Genomic DNA, 24,846 nt, shown 5'->3' with positions numbered 1-24,846 from the left:
TCAATTTAGGTCATGCCAGCCAATATCAAGACACCAGATCGAACAGGATCTCGCCTCCCACGAGACGGAAGCAGCAACGAGGATTGATTTAGCCGATACGAAACACATCGCTAAAACGAACATTCCCAATTTCTTTCAGCTTCAAGATCAAGCCTCCATTTACGCTATCGGTGAAAACGCTCTGAACCTCCCCCTCAAGAAGCGGTACGAACGCCTCCGTTTTCCCATCGGTCTGCCCCGTCACCTCGAAGGTATAGGTTCCCGCAGGAGCCGCCTCGCCATTTTCCGCATAGCCATCCCAAGAGAAATCCTGAAGTCCCGCACTCAGCGTCCCGAGATCGATAGCCCGAACCAACTGACCACCAGCATCATAGATATTCACTGTTACATCCTGCGCGCTGGATTCGAGACTGATCGCCCCATCGACCCCTTCGCCCTCTTCCAATTCTGCGGAATCGGCGGGAACCAAGACATTTCCTCCAACCAATGCAGCCGCTTGCAGTGCCTGGCCCTGCAACAGACTCTGCGACAGCGTTTCGAATGACTTCGTCAACTCTTTGATACCGGTCAGACTCGAAAACTGTGCCATTTGGGCGATGAAATCCGTATTTTCCATCGGACTCATCGGGTCCTGATGAGTCATCTGAGTAATCATTAAATTGAGGAATTCTTCTTGTCCAAGATCACTCTGACCGCTACCTGTCGCCCTCGAAAAACTACCCGTACTTGAGGTATTCGAGGCATCAGTGTTGCTTCCAGTCAACCCCAAGCTACGCAGATAATCACTGTCTACTTGAGTCATAATATCCGCCTCTAGCTCTAGCCCTTTCCAATCTGAAGCGTGCGCTGAAGCAACTCACGCGTGGTCGTCATCACCTCGACATTCGCTTCATAACTTCTTGAGGCTGACATCATGTTAGCCATTTCCTCGACGACATTGACGGCCGCGTGAAAGACATAGCCATCCTGATTTGCCTGGGGATGATTCGGCTCGTAAGAGGGAAACGGCTTCGCATCCGAGTCGAGGATTCCAGAGACGCGAACGGGCATAGCGACGCCATCGGGATCCTCTTGATCCAACATCGTCTGAAACAATACCTGCTTCGATTTATAGGCCGCCTCAGGACTCGATGCGACGGTATTCGCGTTCGCCATATTAGATGCCACGGTATTGAGCCGCACGGATTGCGCGGTCAAGGCCGAGGCGGAGGTATTGAACACACTAAACAGATTGCTCATGGGTTACTCCTTCCTCAAAGCGGAACGAATACCGGAAACACGCCGATCCAGAAATTCAAGCGAGCTCTGATACAGCATGGTGTTCTCGGCGAAGGCTGCCCGCTCCAATTGAGGATCTACGGTATTGCCATCGAGCGCGGGCTGGGCGGGGATGCGATAGAGCAGCTCCGGATGTGTATTCTCGTCGGGAAAGCTGAGAGGAATATGAGACGACTGTGTCCGCTCCAGCGGCAAGACGTCATTCTTGCCCTCGATCGCTGCCAACGTGGCCCTAAAATCGAAATCACGTGATTTGTAATCGGGCGTATCGACGTTGGCCAAATTGGAGGCAAGCAGCTCCGCACGACGCGCCTGTAGCTTGACGGCCGCTGGAAGAACACCGAGGGCTTTGTCGATTGAGAGGCTCATGGCATGCAGATCCCGCAAATAGCTTTATCTAGCTATTAGCAACCGGCATGCCATAACCAAAATTCAGGAGATCGGGAAGGGGCCCAGCAGGAATTCCCAGCGAGAGGGGAACGCACCCTCAACGGCGACGTAACATAGTGCCCTGTGGGACGCGGATAATCTCGAAGGCGTCCGTATAGGAGCCCACTGCCTCAGAGGCGCCAACGAAGAGATAGCCGCCCGGATCCATTTGGCGCGCAATGCCGTCAAATATCCGACGTTTCGTCTCGGCGGAGAAATAGATGAGCACGTTTCGGCAAAACACGATATCGAATTTACCGAGCATCGCGTAAGAATCCATGAGGTTCAGCTTTTGAAACCGCACCCGTCGCTGGATATCCGGCTTGATCCGGTGACCGTTCTCGACCGTTTCAAAGAAACGCTGACGGCGCTCGGGACTCAAGCCACGAACGATGCTCAGGCCATCGTAGAGACCGGTACGCGCCTCGCTCAAGACGCTCTCCGACAGATCGGTCGCCAAAATACTGACGGAGACATTCTTGAGCGGGAAAGCCGCCGCCCACTCGGAGACTACCATCGAGATGCTGTAGGGCTCCTGCCCACTGGAACAGGCGGCGGACCAGATCTTGACCGGCTTCTGCTTGGCGGCCAATTCGGGAAGCACCACCTGACGCAGGATTTCGAAGGGATAAACGTCCCGGAACCAAGATGTCTCGTTGGTCGTCATCGCGTCGATAACCCGCGACTTGAGCGCTGGATTCTTGGTCTGCCGCAACGATTTCAGCAACGCTCCGACATCCTTGAATCCAAATTCGTCCAGAAGACGCGACAGGCGGCTTGAGACGAGATACTGACGATTCTCGCCCAACACCAAACCGCAACATTCCGAAAGGAACCGGGCAAACTCGGCATAATCCTGCGCATCAATCACGGCGTAACCTTGCGATAGCTCTTGGACCCATATCATCGACCTCCGGGTGTGTGCGGACGAACCAATTTCCCGCTCGCGAACGCCACCGCAATCCCGAGGGCATCAAGGTGACACGTTCCGCAGGCTCGTTTGTCATCCGAAGCGGATCCAAAGGCATTCTCAGTCAGTTTTCAGTTCTATCGACATATCGAAGCACCGTCGCACTCAGCTCGTCAGGGTCGAATTTGGCGAGAAAATCATCGGCCCCGGCCCGTTTGACCATATCGACATTGAACTGACCGCTCAGCGACGAATGCAGAATGACACACAGGTGCTTGAGCTTGCTATTCTCCCGGATTTTACGGGTCAAGGTATAGCCGTCCATGCGCGGCATCTCGATGTCAGTGATCACCATCTCGATCGAGGCATCCACGGCGTCCTCGGCTACCAATTCTTCAAGAAACTCCAAGGCAGCCCGACCGTCGGAACGCGTCTCGGTGCGGAAACCGAGTTCCACGATGGCACGCTCGACCTGCTTGCGCGCTACGAGCGAATCGTCGACGATCAGGATACGTCGATCATGCGACACCGCCTCGGCCTGTTTCTGCATCTCCTCCGATACATCGACCTTAAGCTTATTGACCTGAGCGAACACCCGCTCGACATCGATGATCTCGACCAACCGCTGGTCGACCTCGGTAACGGCGACCAGATAGCTCTCGCGCTCGGTTCCATGAGGTGGCGGCTTCACGGTCTCCCAGCTCACGTTGACGATCCGATCGACCGCCGAAACCCAGAAACCTTGGACCGAGCGGTTGAACTCGGTCACGATGACCTTGGCGTCCTGCGCCTCGTCAACGGGTTGAGGAGCAAAGCCGATCGCATGGGCAAGATCGATGACGGAAACCGTACGTCCGCGAATATTGGCCACGCCGGTGACGACCGGGCTGGAGCCCGGGAGATGCATCAGCTTCGGCTTAGCGATGACCTCTCGAACCTTGAAGACGTTGATGCCAAATGTCTGCTTACCCCCCAGGTGGAACAGCAGGAGCTCCATGCGGTTCTGCCCCACTAAACGGGTTCGCTGATCGACATCGTCAATAAACTGACTCATCCCTCCGCCTCCTACTCGAAATCGGCCATGGTTTGGATCTGATCGGATTGGGTCTAAAATCTGGTTGGATCTAAATAGTCTAGCAGCATGATAGCCCACCCCAGCGACTTCAAGAGACAGGCATGATGCGGATTTGTCGATCAGTCGGCGTAATTCGTGCATTACTGCGGCATAACTCCACTAGCCAGGCACCAGCCGATGAGGATTATCAACGATCAGTCGTCCATACCGCTCCATCGCCAGATGCACCGGCTACTGCTCTTCCTTGTCCTTACGGCCTTGCCGTTAGCAACAGTCGCAGACAACGACTCAGAGCCTCTGGAACGCATCCTTGAGTCCGCGCGCGCCTTTCTCACCGAAACCTTGGCGACAGACCGCAATGCTGATACACGCATCGAGATCGGCCGCCTGGATAGCCGCCTACAGCTTCGACGCTGCGCCCATCCGCCAACGGCGCAGATGGCACCAGGTGGTCGAACCAGCGGAAACACAACAGTAAATGTCCGCTGCAACGCGCCCGTCTCCTGGTCGATCTTCGTCCCCGTCACGATCGAGCGCTATGCCGACGCCGTCATCGTGGCACGCCCGATTTCCAATAAACAGGCGATCCAACCCAGTGATCTGCGCATCGAGCGTACCGAGATGTCCAGACTGAGCAGAGGATATTTCTCGGATCTTGAATCGGTCGTCGGGCTGCAAACGCGCCGCGCACTGACACCTGGACAAGTCGTTCTACCCGGGCACCTGACCCAACCGCGCCTGGTCGAGCGCGGGCAGTTGGTGACACTCTACGCGACACGCCCAGGATTGACCGTGCGCATGAAGGGTATTGCGCTGGAAGACGGCCAGGAAGGAGAGCGCATTCGGGTTCGCAACCGTTCGTCGAAACGCATCGTCGAAGGCATCATCGACCCTACGGGTGGGGTGCATATCACAATGTGATCCGAGTTTTGCGTCTCTATCGACCTGAGATGGCATTTGCTCTACAGTTTTTCCAATTGCGGCCGATATCTCAGGCAAGCACCTTAAAAGACTCGGATCGACCCATGGACATCAAGAATCTTCTATCTAGCAGCACCCGATTGCCTGAAGCAACGAGCACAGGGTCGAGCACGCGTGTCGGCAACAGAGATTCCAACCAATCCGATGCAGCCCACAGTCCGTCCACCGACTCGCTAACCATCACCCAAACGGCCCGAGTGTTGAACGCCGCGATGGAGGGTGCCAAAACGGTGCCTTATGACAGCGACAAGGTCGAGAGCATCAAGGCCGCGCTCGCCGAAGGCAGCTATCCTATCGATAACACACGACTGGCCGAAAGCATACTCGATGCCGAGAGTCTGGCCTGATCCAGGCAGCGCAACACAAACCGAAGCGGCATAAGGCGATGAATCGGTCCACGCAACCTCTCGAAACAACTTTGCGGCCGCCCGACGAGCACATGGGCTAGAAGCGACGCCGATAACGTACGCATCACTCGAAGAGCATACCTGAATGGATCAGATCACCGCTTTCTCACAATCGATCGAGCAGTCGCTGCAACTCATGCAGAAACTGGAGAGGCTGATGCTTCAAGAGACCGAGATCTTGGCCTCGCGGCATGTCGATCGACTGCAGCCCATTCTGACCGAGAAACAGCTGTTAATCGAACGTCTTGAGCAGGAGACGACCCAGCAAAAGCATTGGGTGGAGAGCGCAAATCATGCCTTCACCCTGGCGGGCATCGAGCTATTCTTCCGAGACCTTGATCCAAGCAATGACCTATCGAATCGCTGGTCGGCATTGAGAGCAACGATCGAGCGTTGCGACCGTCTCAACGACGCCAATGGTCGCCTGATCGAACGCGGCCGGAAGCGCGTCGCCATGTCGCTGCGACTCCTCTGCGGAGACGACGGCCAATCGACCACCTATGACCCCTATGGGCGCGCGACGTCGCCAACACACCAGAGTCGCACTATTAGCCGTGCCTGAGCGTCACCGACCCGGATGCTTCCCAAAAGATCAGGCATTGAGACGCAGGAGTCAGTATTCGACAATACGGGGATCGGCATGAAGTCCCCAGAGACGCACAAGCCTAGCCAGCTCGGCCACATCGAACGATCCGTGGCCATCTCCAACCAAACAATGACTTCGTCTCCGCTACGCTAGCTTTGCCATCGAAGACATCACCCCGCCAGGATCAAAGGAACGCACGACGCATTGGAGGCTGAGATCTCGAACAGTAGGCGAAGGCCGCACATGTTGTGATCGATATCGAAGCCATTCCATGAATCCGCCCATCCCTCCCACCATTACGACCGCAAAGGGCATTGCCAGCTCGACGACCGGAGCTACGCAGCCCAGTCGTACCGAACTGCCGGACACCATCACGATCGGAGCCCGGCTCGAGATCCAACTCGCCGGGCAGCTGTCCTCCGGCATGACGAACGTTCGAGTCCGTTTAACGGATGCCAACGACGGTTGGTCCAAACCTATCCAGGCACGGATCCTCGACACAGCCCCCCACGAAAATCGCGCGGCCGGATCCGCCGCTCGCCCCAGCACCAACCGGCTGGTCGCCGATGTCGTGAGTGTCACGCCAGCGCTCGTCCTGAAGCTGCCAACCAACCCAAGCACCAGAACGGAAGGCATAGCATCCCACCCCAACATCGGCACACCTCAATGGCTGGACGCGCAACTCCGACACCATCTGCCTCAGTCGCAGCCACTTGCAAAGACACTTGAGACCTGGCTGACCAAGCAAGCCCAGGTGCAAATTCAGACGCACACTCAACCGGTCACAGCCAGCCCACCATCGGTGACCCGACTTTTCGAGTCTATTCTCGAAGGACTCGCCCGCCCAGCGGATCTAACCGATCCCAGTCGTCTCAGCAAGGCAATCGCAGGGGCTGGAATCTGGCTGGAAGCGACACTGGCGCGAACCGCATTGGACCCAGAAGAGAGCAAGAATATCGAGCATGATCTCAAAGCGCGCTTGCTCCTGGTCGCCAATCGACTGAGACACGCGAACCTCGACGCCCGCTCTCTAGGCGTCCAACCCTCACTCGATACGAACCGCGCAGGGAACACGCCAACGGAGAATCGAGATAACCAAGCCGTTTCCAGAAACCAAAACCCGGCTGGGCACTCAACGCTTACCAAAGAGGCCGCAACGACACAAGCCCAACGCCCATTCGAGGAAAACCTGTTCCAGGCTCTCACACGAAACGCACTCGAAATCATCAAACAGGCGATCACGCAAAAACCAAACACCCAAGGCCGCCCTGGATACACGCCCCCCCAGCTGAGTCAGTCGACATCTTCAAACCCGACCGGAACCTCCGTCGATCCAGAAATCGACCAAAAGCTCGCCCCAGAGCGCCAGATAACACTCGAAACGAAGGGCACCAAGAATGAATCGCTAGACAACGGGAGCGATCAAGCTCGCCCCGCGACAGGAAACCGCTCCGCAGCGTTAGGGCCTAGCGAATCGGCTGAAAACACAAACAAACGCATACCGTCGGCAAGGCAAGAAAATCTTGCCGAGCGCTTACCGGTCAACGAAGCAGATCCGACGCCCAAAGCTCGACATCCATTCGACGAACATCTATCGCGCTCGCTCGCCCGTGACGTGGATGGAATGATCAAACAGGTGGTCACGCAACAGCTGCAATCCCTGGATCGAGATCCGCAAGAACCCCGCTGGGTTCTAGAACTGCCGTTAAGAATGGAAGACAGGGTCATGGCGATCCAGGCGGACATCCGACGCAAGAAAGGAAAATCCCGGGAGCAGGAGCCTGGCTGGGACATGAAACTTCGACTCGACTTGCAAAAACTCGGGCCACTCAACATCCATCTGCATCTGAGAGGTGGGCGGCTGAACGCCTCTCTCAACAGCGAGAATCGCCAGGGAGCGGAGATCTTGCAACGTCACCTGGAGCAGCTCCGCACCCAACTGAAGGAAAGAGAACTCGATGTGGGCAGCTTACATGCCAGCTATCGCCCAGAAGCGACCACCGATCCAGTCAGGGACTCCGGATCGCCCCTACTAGACGATCACGCATGAAGGAAAAGAGACCAAGCCTGTTCGCTGCGTCGAAGGCGGTCGCACTGCGCTGGGATGGGAAAGGCGCCCCACAGATCACAGCGACAGGCAGCGGCACCACAGCCGAGCAAATCCTACAGATCGCCGAAGCCCATGACATTCCACTGCAATCGGATCCGGCCCTCGTAGAGGCGCTAGCCCAGATCCCCGTTGGCGAAGAAATCCCCAAAGAACTCTATATCGCGGTCGCCGAGGTGCTCGCCTTCATCTTCATGCTGGAAGGCATCGACCCCCGCCAACCGGACCTGCGCTCCCCTTCTCAAGACGCGTGAGTCTCTGTGTGGGAGAGAGCGGCCAGCCAGGTGGTCCCTTCTTTGGCGCCCGGAGCCGACTCGATTCGAGCTCACCGATCACGTGATGAAACCGCTGCCCGCGAGCCTTTCGTAACGACGGCCCCTGGGGCATGCAGACTGAACAGGAGATCCGCTTCCGAATCGGTCAGAGAACAGAGCCGTTGAACCTCATCACGCCCTCGACCGCTCTGAATCAGCCGAATCGCCTGCGGATACAACCCCTCATCCACCTCGCGCAACTGCATCTGGCTCTGCTGATCCACCAAACGTTCGAGCGTCCGTCTCACCGAGGATTGAATCTGTCCATGGCTGATCACGTCTTCGGAGATGGTTTTCATGGCACCGTGCAAGGACAGGAGGGCCGTACTCTGGCGTTGCTGGTCTCGCTTGAGGTCGTGAACCAGGTCCCGCAACTGCTTCACAGTTCGAGAGAGACGAATGATGACGACCAAAGCGAGGACCGCGAGCACGAATGTCACCCCCACCAAGACAAGGAGAACCGAAGGAGGAACATTCATACCGGAAATCATGCAGCGTCCGCCACAGGCCTTACAGCCCGACCAACTGTCGGGCTCCAGCGATCAAACATACTCATCAATGATGCCGCGTCGGCGTCGACGATTTCTATCCGTCCCCTTTCCCGGTTTGGAGGCACCCACCTGAGCGAACCTTTGCGTACCGCTTTTTGACAAACCGCGCCGATCACTCGATCGACGGTCCGAAACCCGCCGATCCACGCCACGACGGTCCACGTCTCGCCGGTCGTCGGACAAGCGCTCGCCCGTACGCCTATCGTCGGATCGACGCTCATCTCTACGCCGCTCGAAACGCCTTCGCTCTCCAGAGCGCCGATTGCCCAAGCGACGCTCGACAGGCTGATTCGACGAACGTGGCCAATACAAAGACTTGGCAAAACTCCGATCTTGTTCATCGGCCGAGGAACGCGATGGGTTCTGAGCAGAAACCGGCGGCAACGGTTTGATCGGATCACTCATGCGAATCTCCCGCAGCCAGAGGATACGCCTACCATCCAGGCATCCAGAAACCACCCAGACACACGCGAAGCGCCCTCATCGCCCAACGCGTTTAGACGTCTCGGACAATCGACCATTCGTCATCGGAGAGCAGCTTGTTCAGATCGATCAGGATCGTGAGCCCCTCTGCCGTGCTGGTCACACCCAAGATAAAACGGCTCGTCTGGTCGTTGCCGACGGCTGGCGCTGGATCGACGGCATCGGGCGAGATCTGCACCACCTCCGCGACCGCATCGACGAGAATACCGACATTCTGGTTATCCACGTCGATGATGACGATACGGGAGGCGTCATCTGGCTCTCGATCCGGCAGCGCCATACGACGCCGCGCGTCAATCACTGTCACCACGTCCCCACGCAAGTTGATGATGCCCAGGATAAAATCCGGAACACCCGGCACGGGCGCGATGTCGGTGAGCTTCAGGACCTCTTGTACCTGAAGCACGTCGATGGCATAGGTCTCCTCGGCCAAACTAAAGGTTACGAAAGCCGAAGAAGGCCCTTGGTTCTTGCTCTGAGAATCTGATGTGGTCATTGCTTCCTCACGGGTCTAAGCAAAAGCGCTTGATAATCGGGTGCCGCCGAACGATGACGATACTCCAGACCTAGGGTCTAGGCTGAGACGCGCTCAGCGAAGCTCGCCAATCCCCCCCTCGTAATCACGTCGGAGCCGCTCCGGCTCCGACGTCCCATCACGATCCGGGGAAGGTCCAGGCAACACGACCACTGCGACGCGGCGATTCTGCGATCGACCTTCTTCCGTATCGTTATCGGCCACAGGCTGAAATTCTGCATACCCGATCGCCACCATGCGCTTGGGATCTATCCCATTTTGGGCGAATAGATTGACGACGGTGGCTGCGCGGCCAGACGAGAGCTCCCAATTCGAAGGATAGATCGAATTGCGGATCGGCTGATCATCGGTATGGCCCTCGACATGGATACGCGCATCACGCTTCGAAAGGATCCGAGCGACATCCTTAAGTACAGGACGCGCGGCGGGCTCCAGGGTCGCCGACCCACTGGTGAACAATAGGTTCGTATTGATGGTGATCTCGAGCCAATAGGGCTTGCGCTTGACTTGAATGTCACCCTCAGTGATGAGCGGCCCCAACGCACCCTCAATCTCTTCGGACATCTCTGCGATTTCGCGCAGCATCCGCTTGCGATCCTCTCCAGAGACGCTATCGAGCGCACTTTCGATGGCAACCTCGGTCGGCGAGCGCGTCTCCATGGCGGCTACGTAGTCCTGACGCGAATCACCCCCGGAATGATCGAGCACGCGTGGCGCGAGCGAACGCTGGACGTCATCCGTCAGCAGATTCAAGTCCAGGCTAGGGTCTCCGACCTGGATCGGATCGATCGGCGCATGCGCCCCAAACGCCTCGACCAAGGAGTTCGACAGAACACGATACTTGCCCACATCCACGACGGACACCGCGTACATGACCACGAAAAAGGCCATGAGCAGTGTGACCAGATCGCCATAGGGTATTGCCCAGGCCTCGTGATTCGCATGATCCTCGATCTTGCGCCGACGCGCCATGAATCCGTCCCTCAGCCTTGAATAAATCCGCTGAGTTTGTTCTCGATGTTGCGCGGGTTTTCCCCCTCAGCGATCGAGATCAAGCCTTCGAGCAACATGACCTGATAATTCACCCGCGCCTGAACGATTCCCTTGAGCTTATTGGACACAGGCAAAAAAAAGAGATTGGCCAAGCCAACCCCATAAATGGTCGCGACGAAGGCTGCAGCAATACCATGCCCAAGCATGCTCGGATCCGCCAGATTCTGCATCACGGCCATCAGACCCATGACCGCGCCGATGATGCCGAGTGTCGGCGAATAGATCCCCATGCTCTCGAAAACCTTGGCGCCCTGCAGATCGAACGCCTCTCGACTATCCAGATCGGACTCGAGTATCTGTCGCAGCGATTGGGGTTCCACGCCATCGACGAGCAGTTGCAACCCCTTGCGAAGAAAAGGATCCTCCTCCACATCGGAGGCGTTTTCGAGCCCAAGCAGGCCTTCCTTTCTCGACAGAAGCGACCAGCCGACGATCCGCTCGATCATCGCCCGCGCATCCAGATTCGCTGGAACGAACACCCAGGGGAAGATCCGCAAGGCATGCAGGAACACGGGAACGCGCGCCTGAACGAGGGTGGCCCCGAGAGTGCCGATGACGACGATGAGGAACGCCGCTAAATTCCAGAGTGCACCGATACTGCTTCCCTTGGCGATAGCCCCACCCAAGATGGCGACGAGACCCAACAGGATCCCCACCACACTCAGGATATCCATGTCAGCAGAAACCCTTTACCAGAGCCGGTCCGAAATCCTTGAGCGAATAGACATGATCAGCCAGTCCTGCATCGATAACGGCGGCTGGCATCCCGAACACGACGGATGAAGCCGCATCCTGTGCCCAAACATGCGCACCCTGCCCCTTCAGCGCCCGCGAACCTTCGCGTCCATCCGCACCCATTCCAGTCAGCACGACGGCCAAAACCTGGGACTTGAGCGCAGAGACCGCCGAATTGAAGGTGATATCGACGCTAGGCTTGTAGATGGTGCCAAGTGGACTTTCTTCAATTCGAACCCGAGTCTGACCGCCCCCTTCCAGGACCATCTGCAGTCCGCCGGGCGCGAGCAAGGCGCATCCAGGTTTGAGCACATCACCGGACGCAGCCTCCTTGACCTCGATCTGGCACAGACTATTCAATCGCTCGGCGAAGGCCGGGGTGAAACTTGCCGGCATATGCTGAACGAGAACGATCGGCAAGGGAAACGACTTGGGCAACCCCTTCAGAACCTCTTGCAAGGCCACTGGCCCCCCTGTAGAGGTCCCTATGAGGACGGCGCGCAGCGAATGCAGGGGCAGGGTTCCTACCGGCGCGCGCAGCGAGGTCATCGGTCTCGTAACCACTGGAGCGGGCTCAGCAAAGGCCGCCCGATCACGCGATTCCACATGGGCCTGCGAGCCGGCCCTCAACCGACTGCGTCCCAGCGCTCGAACACGGCGGCGGAGCAGGATTTTGGCGGAATCCTCATCCTTCGCCATCTCGCTGAAACGTTTGGGCAGAAAATCGGTCGCCCCCGCATCCAGGGCATCTAGAGTCGCCTTCGCCCCCTCAGTCGTCAGCGTCGAGAACATGAGAATGGGTCTTGGCGATTCCGCCATGATGCGACGAACGGCGGATATACCATCCATCACCGGCATCTCGATATCCATCGTCACGACATCTGGATCGAGCCGCTTGACAACCTCAATGGCCTCCATGCCGTTCGCGGCGGTACCAACCACCTCGATACCGATATCCGCGTTGAGAATCTCGACGATGCGCCGTCGAAAGAAACCCGAGTCATCAACCACGACGACGCGCAATGCCATCAATCAGCCCCCCGCCTCCGACACCATCGCCGGCTCCGCCCGCGCAGCGCGCCCACCGTAGCCGGGACGTCCCATCAGTGTCAGAAGCTCGGGCACATCAATGATCAATGCAATTCCGCCATCACCGGTGATAGTAGCCCCGGCAAGCCCTGGAACGCCCTGCAGACCACGCCCCAACGGCTTGATCACAACCTCCTCCTGGCCCACGAGACCATCGACCACCAAACCGACCTTGCGCTGACCGACGTGCACCACAACGACATGGGCATCCGACCTGGGCTCGATCAGTGAGTAGGGATGCAGCCAGCGCGACACGTAGTAGAGAGGCAAGGCATGGCTACGGACCATGATCGCCTCCTGATCGTCGACAAAATGGGTCCGAGTCAGATCCAGGTCCAATATTTCGGAAACGGAGGCCAATGGAATGGCAAAACGCCTGCCGTCGAGGATAACCATCAGCGCGGGGAGAATCGCCAGAGTCAGCGGCAACTTGACATGCAGCTTGGTTCCCACGCCCAGCACCGAATCGATTTCGACCGAGCCATTGAGCTGGGCAATACGCGTCTTGACCACGTCCATGCCAACGCCGCGACCGGAGACATCCGAAATCTCTTCCTTGGTGGAGAACCCGGCCATGAAGATGAGATTGAAGGACTCTCGATCCGTCATTCGTTCGACCATGGCCGGATCCAGCAGCCCCTTTTCCAGCGCCTTGGCGCGAAGCTTCTCCGGATCCATGCCTCGCCCATCGTCTTGAATGAGCAGCGAAATGTGGTCGCCCTCCTGGGCTGCACCGAGAATCACCGTCCCCCTGCGTGGCTTGCCGCTGGCCTCGCGCACATCGGGCATCTCAACACCGTGATCGACGGCGTTCCGGATGAGGTGAACGAGCGGATCGGCCAGCGCCTCGACCAGATTTTTGTCGAGGTCCGTCTCCTCACCGAAGGTTTCGAGTTCGATCTCCTTCCCTAGGCTGCGCGCCAGATCGCGCACGACACGCGGAAAACGGCTGAACACCTTCTTGATCGGTTGCATCCGCGTCTTCATCACAGCGGACTGAAGGTCGGCCGTCACCAGAGCGAGCGCGCCGATGGCCTTACCAAGCTCGTCGTCTGCTGTCCGGGTGCGCAGCATGCTCATGCGGTTTCGCACCAGCACCAATTCGCCGACCAGATTCATGATCTCGTCTAGCCGTTGGGTATCGACGCGAACCGATGTTTCACCGACCGAGGCACGGGCATTCTTCCCCGCCACCTCCACCTCGGATACGGAAGCCGAGTCGGCAACGGGTGGCGCGTGGGATGATTTGGGTACCGCCACCTCCTTCGTCGCGACTTGAGGAGCGACAGGAGCCGCAGACACGGGAGCAGGAGACTTCGGTGCGGGAGCCGCCGCCGCGCCGCCTCCGTGTAACTGATCGATGAGCGCCTCGAATTCGTCCTCCGTGATCAAATCGGACGATGCGTCCTGACCCTCCGGCGGTGGCGATGCAGGCGCCTTCTCGACAGCTGCGTCACCAGCGGCGGCACTGCCATCGCGCGGCAAGGCATCCAGCAGTGCCTCGAATTCGGCCTCGCTGATATCGTCCGGGGATTCTGACGCATCCTGCGTCTCGGGAACCGGTTCAGGCGCAGGCTCGGGAGGCGACGGCGGCGGAGCCTGAGGCGCGGCGGTCGGCGCAGCCGCTACCGCATCGGGAGAGGCCAGCCCAGCGAGTGCAGCGACCAGTTGCGGTGGCGCATGCTCGGGCTCCTTCCCCATCTTGAGATCGCCGAACATGACATTGAGCACGTCCAACACCCGCAGGACCGTGTCCATTAAAAAGGCATCGATCTTGCGCTGGTTGTTGCGCAGAAGATTGAAGACGTCCTCGGCGTGATGGCAGACCTCCACCAGGGCATTGAGATTGAGGAATCCAGCACCGCCCTTGATGGTATGAAAACTGCGGAATACCGCATTGAGCAGATCCCGATCCTCGGGATTCTGCTCCAGGTCGATCAACTGTTCGTTGAGCGCCTCCAGCAACTCTCCAGCCTCGACCAGGAAGTCTTGAAGAATCTCATCATTCGGATCGATTGCCATGCATGATCACCAAAGAGGTCGGCGGGCTAGAAGCCCAGACTAGAAAGCAGTGCGTCAACATCGTCCTGCCCACTGACGACATCAGCCGCCGCATCTACGGTGTTGGGGACGACAGGCCCGTGCCCCATGGTACCGACGGCCTCCTGCTGGACTTTTCCGGCCGATTTATCCTCGACCGTTTTCGCCGGCTCCATCCTGGCGCTAGAGAGGCGAATCAAACCGACCAGATTTTCCTCGACCTCGTGCACGAGCCGAATCACGCGACGTATGATCTGACCAGTGAGATCCTGGAAATCCTGAGCCATCATGATTTCCGAGATGAGCGAGCGCAAACGCTCGGTTTCCACACCGGCTTGAGCGAAATAGCCGTCGAGATCGCGCGCCAGATCCCTGAACTCGTCGACGGACAGCTCGCGGTTGCGGAAGCGAGCCCAGCGCTCGGCCAATTCGAGCGAACCCGAATGGAGCGTCTCGGCCACCGGCATCGCCTCGTCAATGGCATTCAGCGTGCGATGCGTCGCCTGCTCCGTCATGGTGACGACGTAGTTCAACCGCTCCTTCGCGTCCGGAATTTCGTCCCGAGTGAGTTCGACGAGGCGTGAATCCCCCCGAAAGCTGTTCAACGCCTCATGCAGGTCCCGCGTCAATTTGCCGAGCTCGTCGAACAGCTCACGCTCGTGGGGAATGCGCAGTTGCCGAATGACTGCGGTTGCCTGATCTCCCTCACCCGCTTCCAGATGCGCTACCAGTTGGCGCGCGAGATCCAGCTGTGCCTTGGTGCTCGTGTCGTCAGTGTCCATCTATCGTTCCCGGGCGAACTCTGTACATAGTGACCTTTGGTCAAGCTTGACCAGAAATTCGGATGCCGCAACGTCGTGTCGATGATGAACATCCGCACTCCACGAACCGACTAGGCGCCATGGAGGCAATCCGCGCGGACACCCGCTGGATCACCCCGCCTCAATACGCTCGAAGATCTTGTCGATCTTCTCCTTGAGGGTCTCGGCCGTGAAGGGCTTGACGATATACCCGTTGACGCCTGCCTGGGCGGCCTCAACAATCTGATCGCGCTTGGCCTCGGCCGTAACCATGAGCACTGGAAGCGATTTGAGCTCGGGATCCGCACGTACCGCGCGAAGCAACTCAATACCTTCCATGTTCGGCATATTCCAGTCGGTCACGAGGAAATCGAAGTTGCCGCCCTTCAACATCGGAAGCGCGGTACTCCCGTCATCCGCCTCAGTGGTGTTATTGAACCCCAGTTCACGAAGCAGATTTTTGATAATGCGTCTCATCGTGGAAAAATCGTCCACGACGAGGATTTTCATGCCTTTGTCCACACAAAGCTCCCAATGGCATTGGTCGGGTTGACATTCACGAGCCAGCCTCGTGGATCCATTCCTGCAAACGGACGCGCAGCCGGTGCAAGGCCTGGCTGCGAATCTGGCTCACACGCGATTCGGTGATGCCCATGACGCCACCGATCTCTCTTAAGTTCAATTCTTCATCGTAATAGAGCGCAAGCACTAGACGCTCTTTGTCCGGCAAACCCGCCAGAGCCTGAGCCACGGCATCGCGGAACTGCTCACGTTCCAGGTGCTCAAGCGGAGCGGCCTCTCCCCCAGGCAACATCCTATCCGGATCGGCATCCTCGCCGAATAGATCCTCCAGTCCCAGGATCTGCGAGCTGGCCGAATCTTGGAGCATCATATGATACTCGTCGAGCGAGGTATCCAGTGCCTGCGCGATTTCGCGGTCATGCGCCGCACGGCCTTCTCGACCCTCGACCTGTCGGATCGCTTCCGAGATGCGCCGCGTATTGCGGTGCACGGAGCGTGGCGTCCAGTCGGCGCGACGCAGCTCGTCGATCATGGCGCCGCGAATGCGAATCCCCGCATAGGTCGCAAAGGCGGCTCCCTGCCCGGACTGAAACTGGCGTGCCGCCTCGATCAGACCCACCATGCCCGACTGAACCAGATCCTCGACCTGAACCGAGGCCGGCAAACGCGCTACGAGATGATGGGCGATACGTCGCACGAGATCGATATTAGCCGCAACCAGCTGCTCCGACTGATTGGCGACATCTGGATATCCTGATCGCAAGCGATTGAGGGCCATCAGGCACTTTGCAACATCCGTTCAACGAAAAAGCCGATTCCGCCTATATCGGTCTCGGCAGCCGTCCAACGGTCCATCTGTCGGGCGAGTTCAATGAAGGCTCGACCCGATGGACTGCCGGGAAACAGGCTCACAACCGGCTCCCGCTTGACAACCGCTCGACGCAGACTGTCATCCATCGGGATACTGATCGCGGCCTCCAAAACCACATCAGGCAGATACTGATGACACACCGCTGTGAGCTTGTGCATCAGTTTACGTCCAGATTCGGGCGAGCGCAGCATATTGCAAATCACCCGAAAACGCCTCAAACCGTGTTCTTGGTGCAGCACTTTGATCAGTGCATAGGCATCCGTCAAGGAAGCCGGCTCATCACACACGACCACGAAGACATGCTGAACCGCCCGACAGAAACTGGTCACCGAATCCTGCACACCGGCAGCCGTATCCACAATCAGCACATCAAGCGGATTCTGATAGCTGCTGAAGGCACGAATCAACCCGGCATGCTCGGCAGGCGTCAAATTGGCCATGGAGCCGATACCGGAGGCCGAAGGCACCAACATCAAGCCGTGAGGTCCTTCCACGAGAATCTCTTCCAGCGAGTCGGCCCGACCGGCCACCAGATCGTGCAGCGTTTTCGTAGGCCGCAATCCCAAAAGAAGATCAGCGTTGGCCAAACCAAGATCGGCATCGAACAGCATCACGTGACGCCCCATTCGCGCCAGACCAACGGCGAGGTTGACGGCGACATTGGTCTTTCCAACCCCGCCCTTGCCGCTGGCGATCGCGATGCTCTTGAGCTGCCGAGTCCTAGTAGGCTGCATGAAGGGCCTTCCTGAAAGGCACAATCGACTCAAGCACCATACCATCCCGCAAACTCTGAGTCTGTGAGGTAGCCGGCACTCTGTCGACCGAAACCGGCTTGAGTAGCATGGCATCCCGATCTTGCGAAGGGGGAGCCGAATAGGCGGGTTCCTGCAATGCAAGGCGCGTAAGATACATGGTGTCCGCTTTGTGAAAATCTTCGTCGAGTCGCTGGCCGTCAGAATAGAAAACCAGGCCGGTACGCTGCTCCAAGAGCACCGACAGGGTTTCGCCCAGTTGCTCCGCTTCATCGACCTTGGTCAAGACCAGCGCGGCCGGATCGCATACCTGGAACGACTGCAACACCTGCCTCAAAACAGCCGACTGATGGGTCGCGGCGACAACCAGCCAGGTTTCCAGATCAACTTCGTTGCGTACCTGAGCGAAGAGACGCCGTTCAGCTGCGTCCCGCGCCGCCTGGCCTTGAGTGTCGATCAGGACCAGCTTCCCCTCTGTCGCCCGATTGGTCAAGGCGGTCAGATCGCGCTCGCTCTCCAACAACATCACTGGAATCCCGGCCATCTGACCGAATGCCTGCAACTGCTTATAGGCCCCGATGCGTTGTCTGTCGAGCGTCACCAGGGTCACCGAATCGGGTCCCATCCGACGAATCTGACGCAGCGCAAGCCGATTCAAGGTCGTCGTCTTACCAACCCCTGTCGAGCCCACGAGCGCGAGCATACCACCCTGATCGAGAACGGTGGGGGATGTCGTAGCGATGGAGGCCGAAAGACGCGAGCGCAATCTGGACCACACCATCTCTTCCGAGCTGTCCTCCTGGACACTTCCGGCCAGGCTGCGAGCGAGCTTCTCCGAGAAGCCGCTTTGCATCAAACGCCCGATACATTGGGACGCCAGCGGATGACGCGCAGCCCATTGGTCACTCTCGGAGAAAGCCTGCTGCTGCATCAACAGGGTCCGCAGATCGCAGATTTCACGACGCATGGCGGCCAACTGAGGGTCGACAGGGATCGTTTCTCCAAGGCCCTGCGCAAATGACGACGAACCGACTTCGGGCGCAGCATCGAGCGAGGCGACCACCTCAAGCAAGCCGTCATCGCCACGACGGCTCGACAGAATGACCGCGTCCGAGCCCTGATGCTCGCGCACCTGGCGCATCGCATCGCGCATGTCACGTGCCCTGTATCGCCGCACATTCATCTATCTACTCCTGTTCGTTGAATCACGCCCGCGCCTGAGCCGGCTCACTCTTTCCAACGGTGGCCACGACCCGAATCCGTCGGTTGTCGGGGATCTCCGTGAATGCCAGCACGGCCAGATTCCGCACCGCCCCCCGCAGCCAACCAGCGATCCAGGACCGGATCTCGGGGGCCACCACCAAGATCGCGGGAGCCCCTTCCGATTCCTGACGCCGAGCGGCATCCATCACCGACCGCTGCACCCGCTCGGCCAACCCAGGCTCGATACCGACGGTTTCGCCCTGGCTCCCCTGCAGGGACTTATGCAAAAGCTGTTCCAGCGCCGGATCCAACGCGATCAAAGGCAGCTCTTCGTCCGGACCGATGAGATCCTGAACGATCGAGCGCGATAAGGCGACCCGCACGGCGGCGGTCAAAGCGGCGGGATCCTGACTCTTCACCGCACGCTCCGCCAATGTTTCGGCGATCGTGCGCAGATCTCGGATGGAGACCTGTTCGGCTAGGAGGTTCTGAAGCACCTTGAGCACCACACCCAAGGAGAGCGCCTTAGACGAAAAGAGGTTCTCGACGAGCTTGGGCGAACGCCGCGCCAACTGATCGAGCAGGTGCTGAACCTCCTCATGGCCGATCAGACGATGTCCATTCTCACGGAACACTTGAGACAGATGGGTCGCGATGACAGTCGCCGTATCCACGACCGTATAACCGGCGGCTTGAGCCGATTCGCGGTCGGCCGGATCGATCCAGAGCGCATCCAGATTGAAGGTGGGGTCCTTGGTCGGCGTCCCCGCCACCGACCCATAGACCTGACCGGGATTGATGGCCAACTCGCGTTCGGGGAAGACCTCCGCCTCCGCCGCCGTCACACCCAACAACGAAATTCGGTATTGATTGGGACCCAACTCCAAGTTGTCGCGAATATGCACCGGCTGGATGAGGAAACCGAACTCCTGAGACAGCTTGCGTCGAATCCCCTTGATCCGTCCCATGAGCTGTCCGTCCTGACTGCGGTCGACCAAGGGAATCAGACGATACCCCACCTCCAGCGAGACCAGATCGACCGCTGGCACGTCGTCCCACGACAGATCGCGGTCCTCAGGCGCCGGCAGTTCCACCCCCTCCGGCAGACGCTCGACCACCTCGGAACCGTCGGCGGCTGGTTTGCGCGCGTTCAAATAACCGACACCACCCAGCATGGAGGCCAAACCGAGGAAAACGAGATTCGGCATACCGGGGATCAACCCCAGGACACCAAGAATCCCCGACGCCACATAGAGCGCGCGCGGATTCGCGAACATCTGGCTGAAGACCTGCTGCCCCATGTCCTGAGAGGACGTGCTGCGGGTCACGATGATGGCCGTGGCGGACGAGAGCAGCAACGAGGGAATCTGCGCGACCAACCCATCCCCGATACTCAAGAGGACGAAATTGTTCGCCGCATCCGCGAAGGTCATGTCCTGCTGAGTGGTCCCTATGAAGATCCCACCCAACACATTAATGAAAAGGATGAGGATGCCCGCCATAGCATCGCCACGAACGAACTTGCTGGCACCATCCATGGACCCGTAGAAGTCGGCCTCTTCAGCGACACCTTCGCGCCGTTTACGGGCGTCTTCCTGAGAGACAAGACCAGCGTTCAGGTCGGCGTCGATCGCCATCTGCTTGCCAGGCATAGCATCGAGGGTGAAGCGCGCGCTGACTTCAGAAACACGCCCCGCACCCTTGGTGATGACCACGAAATTAATGATGACCAGAATGGTGAACACCACCACGCCGATGGCGAAATTCCCACCCAGTACGAACTCGCCAAAGGCCTCGATAACCTTACCAGCCGCCTCGGTTCCCGAACCGCCATTCAGGAGAATGACCCGCGTCGAGGCCACATTGAGCGCCAGCCTCAGCAGGGTCGCCAGCAAGAGCACCGTGGGAAAGGCCGCAAAATCGACCGGCCGCGGCGTATAGACAGCCACCATCACCACAATCAGGGATAAAGCGATATTGAAGGTGAAGAGCAGGTCAAGCAGAAAGGGCGGTAGCGGCAGCACCAGCATTGCGAGCAACGCGATGAGCAGAACGGGCGCCCCCAAACCGAGACGCCCGATCCCGCCGAGACGTTCAACGAGGGTTGTCATCCAGGTTATCTCCGCGCTCGTCGCGCACTCTGCGGATCTAGATACTCATCGGGAACCGGTAGTTCATCGGGCAAATCGACCCCCAGGTCATCGCGCTTGAGCTGATAGACGTAAGCCAGAATGCGCGCCACCGCCACGAACAGCCCTCCGGGAATATCCTGATCGAGATCGGTGGTGAAATAGATGGCGCGCGCGACACGCGGCGCTTCAACCAGCGTGATCTGATGCTCCTCGGCGATGTCGCGAATCACCTTGGCGGTCGCGTCCGTTCCCTTGGCCAGCAGACGTGGCGCGCGCATGGTCGCAGGCTGATACTGGAGCGCAACGGCATAATGCGTCGGGTTGGTGATCACCACGTCGGCCTTGGGCACCTCGGTCATCATGCGGCGCCGAGACGCCTCCATCTGCAATTGACGGATGCGCCCTTTGACCTCCGGCTTACCCTCCGTTTCCTTGAACTCGTCCTTGACCTCCTGCAGAGTCATCTTCAACTGTTTGTTGTGATTCCAAAGCTGAAAAGGGACATCGATCGCCGCAACCGCGATGAGCGCGATCGAAGCGATCAGAAAGACCCACGCCGCCATACGCCCCGTCTGGACGATAGCCTGCTCAACAGGCTGATCGCCCAGCGCCAACAGGGTGCCCCAAATCATCTTGATTGCCAGACCAGCGACCAGAGCGACCAGAACGAACTTCCCGATCCCCTTCACCAACTCCATCAACCCCGTCACGGAAAAGACCCGCTTGATACCGCTGATCGGATTCAGTTTGGAGAATTTAGGGGTGAGCGATTTGCTCGAAAAATTGATTCCGCCAATCAGCAAGGGTCCGAGCAAGGCAACAACAACCAGAATCACGAACAGGGGCGCAAGAATCAAAAGGGCGCGCTCGATCAGCGCCGCCAGATGCGACACCATGAGCGCGGGATCGAAGATCAATCCGCGCTCCAAATCGAGGGCATCCGTCATCAAATTTGCGATTCGAGTCCCGAAATAGCCGCCAAACAACAAGAGCGAAGTCGCGCCAGCCAAGAGAACGACGACGGTGTTGAGTTCGCGCGAGCGGGCGATCTGCCCCTTTTCACGCGCATCGCGCACGCGTTTTCCGGTTGGCGCCTCCGATTTTTCCTGGCCATTTTCGTTCTCGGCCATCTCAAGCCCCCACGAGCTGCCGAACGAGCCGAACAGCCAGCATCAGCGACTCACCGATCCGGACGCTCAGCTGAGGAAGTGTCAGCAGGATAATGATGAAACCCGCAAACAGGGTCACGGGAAACCCCACCGCGAAGATATTGAGCTGGGGAGCGGCACGCGTGACAACCCCCATCGAGATATTTATAAGCAACAATGATGCCACAGCTGGAATAGCGATCAGCAAGGCACTGGAATACATGGCACTGGCAAACCGAACCACAGCCCAAAGATCATCGGTCGAGATGCCACCCGAGGCGATGGGGAGCGTCTGAAAACTGCGAAGCAGGAGATCGATCAGGACCAGATGGCCGTTGAGCGCAAGAAAAATGAGTGTCGCCAGAACCGTGTAGAACTGAGATATCAAGGGCACCTGAATTCCGCTAACCGGATCCAGCGCCGAGGCGAATCCCAACCCCATCGACATCGCAATGCTCTCGCCCGCCAGAACCAGTGCCGCGAAGACGAGTTGAACCACGAACCCCATGGCGGCACCGATGATCACCTGGTGGACGGCCACGACCAGCCCATCAAGACTCAAGGGATCGATCTCGGGAACGGGCTTGAGATCGGGCGCCACAATCAACGCGAGCAGCAATCCGAGCCCAAGACGCACCCGCGCGTTCACATTACGCCCACCGAAGACGGGAGCGACCAAAAGCATGGCGCTGATGCGCACGAAGGGCCACATGATCGCGCCGACCCACAGCAGTATGTCGTCGGCCGCAAAGGTCATCCGAGTGAGAGGGTAACGCCGCCCGTCAGCCGATCATATTGGGGATGTTGTGATAAAGCCGGATGATGTAATCGCTGATGAGCGACAGCATCCAGTGACCACCCAGCACCAATGCCGCCCCCACAGCGAGCAGTTTAGGGATGAAGGTGAGCGTCATTTCCTGGATCTGGGTCGCGGTCTGAAACAGGCTCACGATGAGGCCAACCACAAGACCCGCAAGCAAGGGCGGAGCCGCCATCAGGACGACGATCTCACCCGCCTCCTTTCCAACGTCGATCACCATTTCGGGAGTCATCGGACACCTCCTCAGGAGTAAAAGCTCTGGGCCAGGGTACCCATCAGAAGCGACCAGCCGTCGACGAGCACGAAGAGCATGATCTTGAACGGCAGCGAGATGATCATGGGAGACAGCATCATCATACCCATCGACATCAGAACACTGGCGACCACCATATCGATGATGAGAAAGGGAATGAGGATGAGGAATCCCATCTGGAAGGCGGTCTTCAGTTCGCTGATGACGAAGGACGGAACCAACAGGGTAAGAGGAATGTCATCAGGCGACTCAAAACCGTCGATTCCCTTAATCTCCGCGAACATCTGCAAATCCGTCTCACGCGTCTGCTCCAGCATGAAGGTCCGAAGCGGCTTGACCGCCTTGACCAACGCCTCTTCCGTGCCGAGCTTTTCGTCCATATAGGGCACGATCGCGGTGTCGTAGATCTCCTGAAAAACCGGCGCCATCACGAACAGGGTCAGAAACAAGGCCAAACCGAGCAGAATCTGACTGGAAGGCGCCTGGGCCGTCCCCAGCCCCTGCCTCAAGAGCGACAACACGATGATGATGCGGGTGAAGGAGGTCATCATGATCAGCGCCGACGGCAGGAGCGTCAGCAACGTCATGATGATGAGGATCTGCAGGGTCACCGAATAGACCTGCCCGCCATCCGGGGCCGTGGTCACGGTCACCGCATTAAGCCCCCCGATCTGCGCCCAAACGACTCCCGGAAGGAAGCCAAGGAGCAAGACCGCAATCATCCGCCAGGGAAACCTCATCCCCCCAACCCCTTCCCACCGAAACGCCGCAACAGAGCCGCGAAATCAACGGTCGCGGACTCCGCGCAGAGACCCGGATCGACCGCCTGGGTCAAAGTATGGAGGTGCCGGATCCCGGCTGGAGTCATGGCAAGCAAGATCTGATCCCCGCCCACCTGCACCAGCACCAGACGCTCGCGCATTCCGAGCGGCTTAACCGCCAACACATCAATCACCTGACGCCCCTGCGTCGCACCGCCCGAAAGTCGCCGCAGGAACCATGCGAAAACCAGGATCGCGACGATGACCAGAGCCAGCCCACCGATCAACTGGGACAGATATCCCGCTGCCGCATGCCCTCCGCCCTCTAGCGCATCCGCATGTGCCGACGAAGCCATGAGAATCGTCTCGAACCCCATAACCATACGGGACGGAATCGAATCGGCACGGACCCAATGCCTCATCTCAACTTCCTGACCCGCTCGCTTGGGCTAATGACATCGGTGAGGCGAATACCGAATTTTTCGTTGACGACGACGACCTCGCCATGCGCGATCAGGGTCCCATTCACGAGAACATCGAGCGGCTCGCCAGCGAGCCGATCCAACTCCACGACCGAGCCTTGGTTCAATTGCAACAGATTCCGAATGGAAATCTTGGTCCGTCCGATCTCCATGGCAATGGTGACCGGAACATCGAGAATCATGTTGAGATTGACTTCGGACTGCGGATCGCCCGGCTGCCAACCAGAGAAATCCTCCGGACTCATTGGCCGAGCCTGCAAAGCCTCGGCGGAGGCCGAGGCGAAGCCGTCACGCGCAGAGGATTCGGCAGACCTAGCGCCAGCTGCGGACTGACCGGAAGCCTTTCCATCATCGTCGGAGTTATCCTGCTGCTCCTGCAGGGCAGCCGCCCAATCGTCGGCGATGGCCTCGTTCGGATCCTGATCAGCGCCCATATCGCTCTCGCTACTCATAAATTAACGCCACTGGCCGGTTTAGTAGCCACCTAACTAACACCCTAAATGTTCAAGCATTAGGGCCTAGCCACTCC

At 58.5% G+C, this 24,846-nt stretch carries 28 protein-coding genes; 5 read left to right on the top strand and 23 right to left on the bottom strand.

The genetic code is table 11. From position 1 onward, the window contains the following. Nucleotides 1-88 precede the first annotated feature (88 nt). The 5 genes from ACFSJC_RS14090 to ACFSJC_RS14070 form a co-directional block, all read right to left on the bottom strand. Nucleotides 89-802 carry a flagellar hook assembly protein FlgD gene (locus ACFSJC_RS14090; RefSeq protein ID WP_386027611.1) on the bottom strand — a complete coding sequence of 238 codons (714 nt, stop codon included), beginning with the start codon at nt 800-802 and terminating at the stop codon, nt 89-91. Between the two features lie 17 nt (nt 803-819). Then, a complete protein-coding gene (gene flgC, locus ACFSJC_RS14085; RefSeq protein WP_386027610.1) occupies nt 820-1,239 on the bottom strand; it encodes a flagellar basal body rod protein FlgC in 420 nt (139 codons plus the stop codon). Nucleotides 1,240-1,242: 3 nt separating this feature from the next. Further along, entirely contained in the window at nt 1,243-1,647 is a 405-nt protein-coding gene (gene flgB, locus ACFSJC_RS14080; RefSeq protein ID WP_386027609.1) for a flagellar basal body rod protein FlgB, read from the bottom strand. A 118-nt stretch (nt 1,648-1,765) separates the two neighbouring features. Further along, nucleotides 1,766-2,578 carry a CheR family methyltransferase gene (locus ACFSJC_RS14075; RefSeq protein WP_386027608.1) on the bottom strand — a complete coding sequence of 271 codons (813 nt, stop codon included), beginning with the start codon at nt 2,576-2,578 and terminating at the stop codon, nt 1,766-1,768. Nucleotides 2,579-2,741: 163 nt separating this feature from the next. After that, nucleotides 2,742-3,671 carry a chemotaxis protein gene (locus tag ACFSJC_RS14070; protein ID WP_386027631.1) on the bottom strand — a complete coding sequence of 310 codons (930 nt, stop codon included), beginning with the start codon at nt 3,669-3,671 and terminating at the stop codon, nt 2,742-2,744. Nucleotides 3,672-3,827: 156 nt separating this feature from the next. Here ACFSJC_RS14070 and flgA point away from each other — a divergent pair, with 156 nt between their 5' ends. The 5 genes from flgA (at nt 3,828) to ACFSJC_RS14045 (ending at nt 8,027) form a co-directional block, all read left to right on the top strand. Then, nucleotides 3,828-4,613 carry a flagellar basal body P-ring formation chaperone FlgA gene (gene flgA / locus ACFSJC_RS14065; RefSeq protein WP_386027607.1) on the top strand — a complete coding sequence of 262 codons (786 nt, stop codon included), beginning with the start codon at nt 3,828-3,830 and terminating at the stop codon, nt 4,611-4,613. A 104-nt stretch (nt 4,614-4,717) separates the two neighbouring features. After that, on the top strand, nt 4,718-5,020 hold the full coding sequence (gene flgM, locus ACFSJC_RS14060) for a flagellar biosynthesis anti-sigma factor FlgM (protein ID WP_386027606.1): 303 nt from the start codon (nt 4,718-4,720) through the stop codon (nt 5,018-5,020). A 145-nt stretch (nt 5,021-5,165) separates the two neighbouring features. Continuing rightward, on the top strand, nt 5,166-5,642 hold the full coding sequence (locus ACFSJC_RS14055; protein WP_386027605.1) for a flagella synthesis protein FlgN: 477 nt from the start codon (nt 5,166-5,168) through the stop codon (nt 5,640-5,642). 295 nt (nt 5,643-5,937) lie between these two features. After that, nucleotides 5,938-7,716 (top strand): flagellar hook-length control protein FliK, encoded by a 1,779-nt coding sequence (gene fliK / locus ACFSJC_RS14050; protein ID WP_386027604.1) that lies wholly within the window; start codon nt 5,938-5,940, stop codon nt 7,714-7,716. Beyond that, the gene (locus ACFSJC_RS14045) at nt 7,713-8,027 is read left to right on the top strand and encodes an EscU/YscU/HrcU family type III secretion system export apparatus switch protein (protein ID WP_386027602.1); all 315 of its coding nucleotides are present in this window, start codon (nt 7,713-7,715) and stop codon (nt 8,025-8,027) included. The genes fliK and ACFSJC_RS14045 overlap by 4 nt, the downstream gene beginning before the upstream one ends. A 71-nt stretch (nt 8,028-8,098) precedes the next feature. Here the strand turns inward: ACFSJC_RS14045 and ACFSJC_RS14040 are convergent, their stop codons facing one another. The 18 genes from ACFSJC_RS14040 to fliN all read right to left on the bottom strand — a co-directional run bounded on the left by ACFSJC_RS14040 (nt 8,099) and on the right by fliN (nt 24,769). Next, nucleotides 8,099-8,386, bottom strand: coding sequence for a DUF2802 domain-containing protein (locus tag ACFSJC_RS14040; RefSeq protein ID WP_386027601.1), 288 nt, complete (start codon nt 8,384-8,386; stop codon nt 8,099-8,101). 748 nt (nt 8,387-9,134) lie between these two features. Continuing rightward, on the bottom strand, nt 9,135-9,617 hold the full coding sequence (locus ACFSJC_RS14035; protein WP_386027599.1) for a chemotaxis protein CheW: 483 nt from the start codon (nt 9,615-9,617) through the stop codon (nt 9,135-9,137). A 93-nt stretch (nt 9,618-9,710) separates the two neighbouring features. After that, the gene (gene motD / locus ACFSJC_RS14030) at nt 9,711-10,628 is read right to left on the bottom strand and encodes a flagellar motor protein MotD (RefSeq protein ID WP_386027598.1); all 918 of its coding nucleotides are present in this window, start codon (nt 10,626-10,628) and stop codon (nt 9,711-9,713) included. Nucleotides 10,629-10,639: 11 nt separating this feature from the next. Next, the gene (locus tag ACFSJC_RS14025; RefSeq protein WP_386027597.1) at nt 10,640-11,383 is read right to left on the bottom strand and encodes a flagellar motor protein; all 744 of its coding nucleotides are present in this window, start codon (nt 11,381-11,383) and stop codon (nt 10,640-10,642) included. Nucleotide 11,384: 1 nt separating this feature from the next. After that, a complete protein-coding gene (locus tag ACFSJC_RS14020) occupies nt 11,385-12,473 on the bottom strand; it encodes a protein-glutamate methylesterase/protein-glutamine glutaminase (RefSeq protein WP_386027596.1) in 1,089 nt (362 codons plus the stop codon). Between the two features lie 3 nt (nt 12,474-12,476). Continuing rightward, nucleotides 12,477-14,555, bottom strand: a complete 2,079-nt coding sequence (locus tag ACFSJC_RS14015) for a chemotaxis protein CheA (RefSeq protein WP_386027595.1) — start codon at nt 14,553-14,555, stop codon at nt 12,477-12,479. A 26-nt stretch (nt 14,556-14,581) separates the two neighbouring features. After that, complete coding sequence (locus ACFSJC_RS14010; RefSeq protein ID WP_386027593.1) at nt 14,582-15,355, bottom strand: protein phosphatase CheZ; 774 nt, start codon at nt 15,353-15,355, stop codon at nt 14,582-14,584. Nucleotides 15,356-15,505: 150 nt separating this feature from the next. Beyond that, the gene (gene cheY / locus ACFSJC_RS14005) at nt 15,506-15,883 is read right to left on the bottom strand and encodes a chemotaxis response regulator CheY (RefSeq protein ID WP_007041427.1); all 378 of its coding nucleotides are present in this window, start codon (nt 15,881-15,883) and stop codon (nt 15,506-15,508) included. A gap of 46 nt (nt 15,884-15,929) precedes the next feature. Next, a complete protein-coding gene (locus tag ACFSJC_RS14000; protein WP_386027629.1) occupies nt 15,930-16,676 on the bottom strand; it encodes an RNA polymerase sigma factor FliA in 747 nt (248 codons plus the stop codon). Beyond that, on the bottom strand, nt 16,673-17,500 hold the full coding sequence (locus tag ACFSJC_RS13995; RefSeq protein ID WP_386027592.1) for a MinD/ParA family protein: 828 nt from the start codon (nt 17,498-17,500) through the stop codon (nt 16,673-16,675). The genes ACFSJC_RS14000 and ACFSJC_RS13995 overlap by 4 nt, the downstream gene beginning before the upstream one ends. Next, nucleotides 17,487-18,701: a flagellar biosynthesis protein FlhF gene (locus tag ACFSJC_RS13990; RefSeq protein ID WP_386027591.1), complete on the bottom strand. Its 1,215-nt coding sequence runs from the start codon at nt 18,699-18,701 to the stop codon at nt 17,487-17,489. The genes ACFSJC_RS13995 and ACFSJC_RS13990 overlap by 14 nt, the downstream gene beginning before the upstream one ends. 22 nt (nt 18,702-18,723) lie before the next feature. Next, nucleotides 18,724-20,832 (bottom strand): flagellar biosynthesis protein FlhA, encoded by a 2,109-nt coding sequence (gene flhA / locus ACFSJC_RS13985; RefSeq protein WP_386027590.1) that lies wholly within the window; start codon nt 20,830-20,832, stop codon nt 18,724-18,726. 5 nt (nt 20,833-20,837) lie between these two features. Further along, nucleotides 20,838-21,983, bottom strand: coding sequence for a flagellar biosynthesis protein FlhB (gene flhB / locus ACFSJC_RS13980; protein WP_386027589.1), 1,146 nt, complete (start codon nt 21,981-21,983; stop codon nt 20,838-20,840). 1 nt (nt 21,984) lies between these two features. Beyond that, nucleotides 21,985-22,758, bottom strand: coding sequence for a flagellar biosynthetic protein FliR (gene fliR, locus ACFSJC_RS13975; RefSeq protein WP_386027588.1), 774 nt, complete (start codon nt 22,756-22,758; stop codon nt 21,985-21,987). A gap of 25 nt (nt 22,759-22,783) precedes the next feature. After that, complete coding sequence (fliQ, locus tag ACFSJC_RS13970) at nt 22,784-23,053, bottom strand: flagellar biosynthesis protein FliQ (RefSeq protein WP_386027586.1); 270 nt, start codon at nt 23,051-23,053, stop codon at nt 22,784-22,786. A gap of 11 nt (nt 23,054-23,064) precedes the next feature. Next, nucleotides 23,065-23,814 (bottom strand): flagellar type III secretion system pore protein FliP, encoded by a 750-nt coding sequence (gene fliP, locus ACFSJC_RS13965; RefSeq protein WP_386027584.1) that lies wholly within the window; start codon nt 23,812-23,814, stop codon nt 23,065-23,067. Further along, complete coding sequence (gene fliO / locus ACFSJC_RS13960; RefSeq protein WP_386027583.1) at nt 23,811-24,191, bottom strand: flagellar biosynthetic protein FliO; 381 nt, start codon at nt 24,189-24,191, stop codon at nt 23,811-23,813. The genes fliP and fliO overlap by 4 nt, the downstream gene beginning before the upstream one ends. A gap of 62 nt (nt 24,192-24,253) precedes the next feature. Then, nucleotides 24,254-24,769 carry a flagellar motor switch protein FliN gene (fliN, locus tag ACFSJC_RS13955; RefSeq protein ID WP_386027582.1) on the bottom strand — a complete coding sequence of 172 codons (516 nt, stop codon included), beginning with the start codon at nt 24,767-24,769 and terminating at the stop codon, nt 24,254-24,256. Nucleotides 24,770-24,846 lie beyond the last annotated feature (77 nt).

It is taken from the genome of Thiorhodococcus fuscus (genome assembly GCF_042682685.1).
GTDB classification, from domain to species: domain Bacteria; phylum Pseudomonadota; class Gammaproteobacteria; order Chromatiales; family Chromatiaceae; genus Imhoffiella; species Imhoffiella fuscus.
Note: the sequence above shows the minus strand (reverse complement) of the source record. Positions and strands in the feature narration are given on the sequence as shown.

Bases quoted from the DNA above. Each gene is read 5' to 3' on its own strand.
- ACFSJC_RS14090 (WP_386027611.1), bottom strand. From the start codon at position 802: ATGACTCAAGTAGACAGTGATTATCTGCGTAGCTTGGGGTTGACTGGA.
- motD (WP_386027598.1), bottom strand. From the start codon at position 10,628: ATGGCGCGTCGGCGCAAGATCGAGGATCATGCGAATCACGAGGCCTGG.
- fliN (WP_386027582.1), bottom strand. From the start codon at position 24,769: ATGAGTAGCGAGAGCGATATGGGCGCTGATCAGGATCCGAACGAGGCC.
- ACFSJC_RS13995 (WP_386027592.1), bottom strand. From the start codon at position 17,500: ATGCAGCCTACTAGGACTCGGCAGCTCAAGAGCATCGCGATCGCCAGC.
- ACFSJC_RS14045 (WP_386027602.1), top strand. From the start codon at position 7,713: ATGAAGGAAAAGAGACCAAGCCTGTTCGCTGCGTCGAAGGCGGTCGCA.
- ACFSJC_RS13990 (WP_386027591.1), bottom strand. From the start codon at position 18,701: ATGAATGTGCGGCGATACAGGGCACGTGACATGCGCGATGCGATGCGC.
- fliO (WP_386027583.1), bottom strand. From the start codon at position 24,191: ATGGCTTCGTCGGCACATGCGGATGCGCTAGAGGGCGGAGGGCATGCG.
- ACFSJC_RS14040 (WP_386027601.1), bottom strand. From the start codon at position 8,386: ATGAAAACCATCTCCGAAGACGTGATCAGCCATGGACAGATTCAATCC.
- ACFSJC_RS14020 (WP_386027596.1), bottom strand. From the start codon at position 12,473: ATGGCATTGCGCGTCGTCGTGGTTGATGACTCGGGTTTCTTTCGACGG.
- ACFSJC_RS14070 (WP_386027631.1), bottom strand. From the start codon at position 3,671: ATGAGTCAGTTTATTGACGATGTCGATCAGCGAACCCGTTTAGTGGGG.
- ACFSJC_RS14015 (WP_386027595.1), bottom strand. From the start codon at position 14,555: ATGGCAATCGATCCGAATGATGAGATTCTTCAAGACTTCCTGGTCGAG.
- ACFSJC_RS14025 (WP_386027597.1), bottom strand. From the start codon at position 11,383: ATGGATATCCTGAGTGTGGTGGGGATCCTGTTGGGTCTCGTCGCCATC.
- ACFSJC_RS14035 (WP_386027599.1), bottom strand. From the start codon at position 9,617: ATGACCACATCAGATTCTCAGAGCAAGAACCAAGGGCCTTCTTCGGCT.
- fliK (WP_386027604.1), top strand. From the start codon at position 5,938: ATGAATCCGCCCATCCCTCCCACCATTACGACCGCAAAGGGCATTGCC.
- flhA (WP_386027590.1), bottom strand. From the start codon at position 20,832: ATGACAACCCTCGTTGAACGTCTCGGCGGGATCGGGCGTCTCGGTTTG.
- ACFSJC_RS14055 (WP_386027605.1), top strand. From the start codon at position 5,166: ATGGATCAGATCACCGCTTTCTCACAATCGATCGAGCAGTCGCTGCAA.
- fliR (WP_386027588.1), bottom strand. From the start codon at position 22,758: ATGACCTTTGCGGCCGACGACATACTGCTGTGGGTCGGCGCGATCATG.
- fliQ (WP_386027586.1), bottom strand. From the start codon at position 23,053: ATGACTCCCGAAATGGTGATCGACGTTGGAAAGGAGGCGGGTGAGATC.
- flgM (WP_386027606.1), top strand. From the start codon at position 4,718: ATGGACATCAAGAATCTTCTATCTAGCAGCACCCGATTGCCTGAAGCA.
- fliP (WP_386027584.1), bottom strand. From the start codon at position 23,814: ATGAGGTTTCCCTGGCGGATGATTGCGGTCTTGCTCCTTGGCTTCCTT.
- flgC (WP_386027610.1), bottom strand. From the start codon at position 1,239: ATGAGCAATCTGTTTAGTGTGTTCAATACCTCCGCCTCGGCCTTGACC.
- cheY (WP_007041427.1), bottom strand. From the start codon at position 15,883: ATGAAAATCCTCGTCGTGGACGATTTTTCCACGATGAGACGCATTATC.
- ACFSJC_RS14010 (WP_386027593.1), bottom strand. From the start codon at position 15,355: ATGGACACTGACGACACGAGCACCAAGGCACAGCTGGATCTCGCGCGC.
- flhB (WP_386027589.1), bottom strand. From the start codon at position 21,983: ATGGCCGAGAACGAAAATGGCCAGGAAAAATCGGAGGCGCCAACCGGA.
- flgB (WP_386027609.1), bottom strand. From the start codon at position 1,647: ATGAGCCTCTCAATCGACAAAGCCCTCGGTGTTCTTCCAGCGGCCGTC.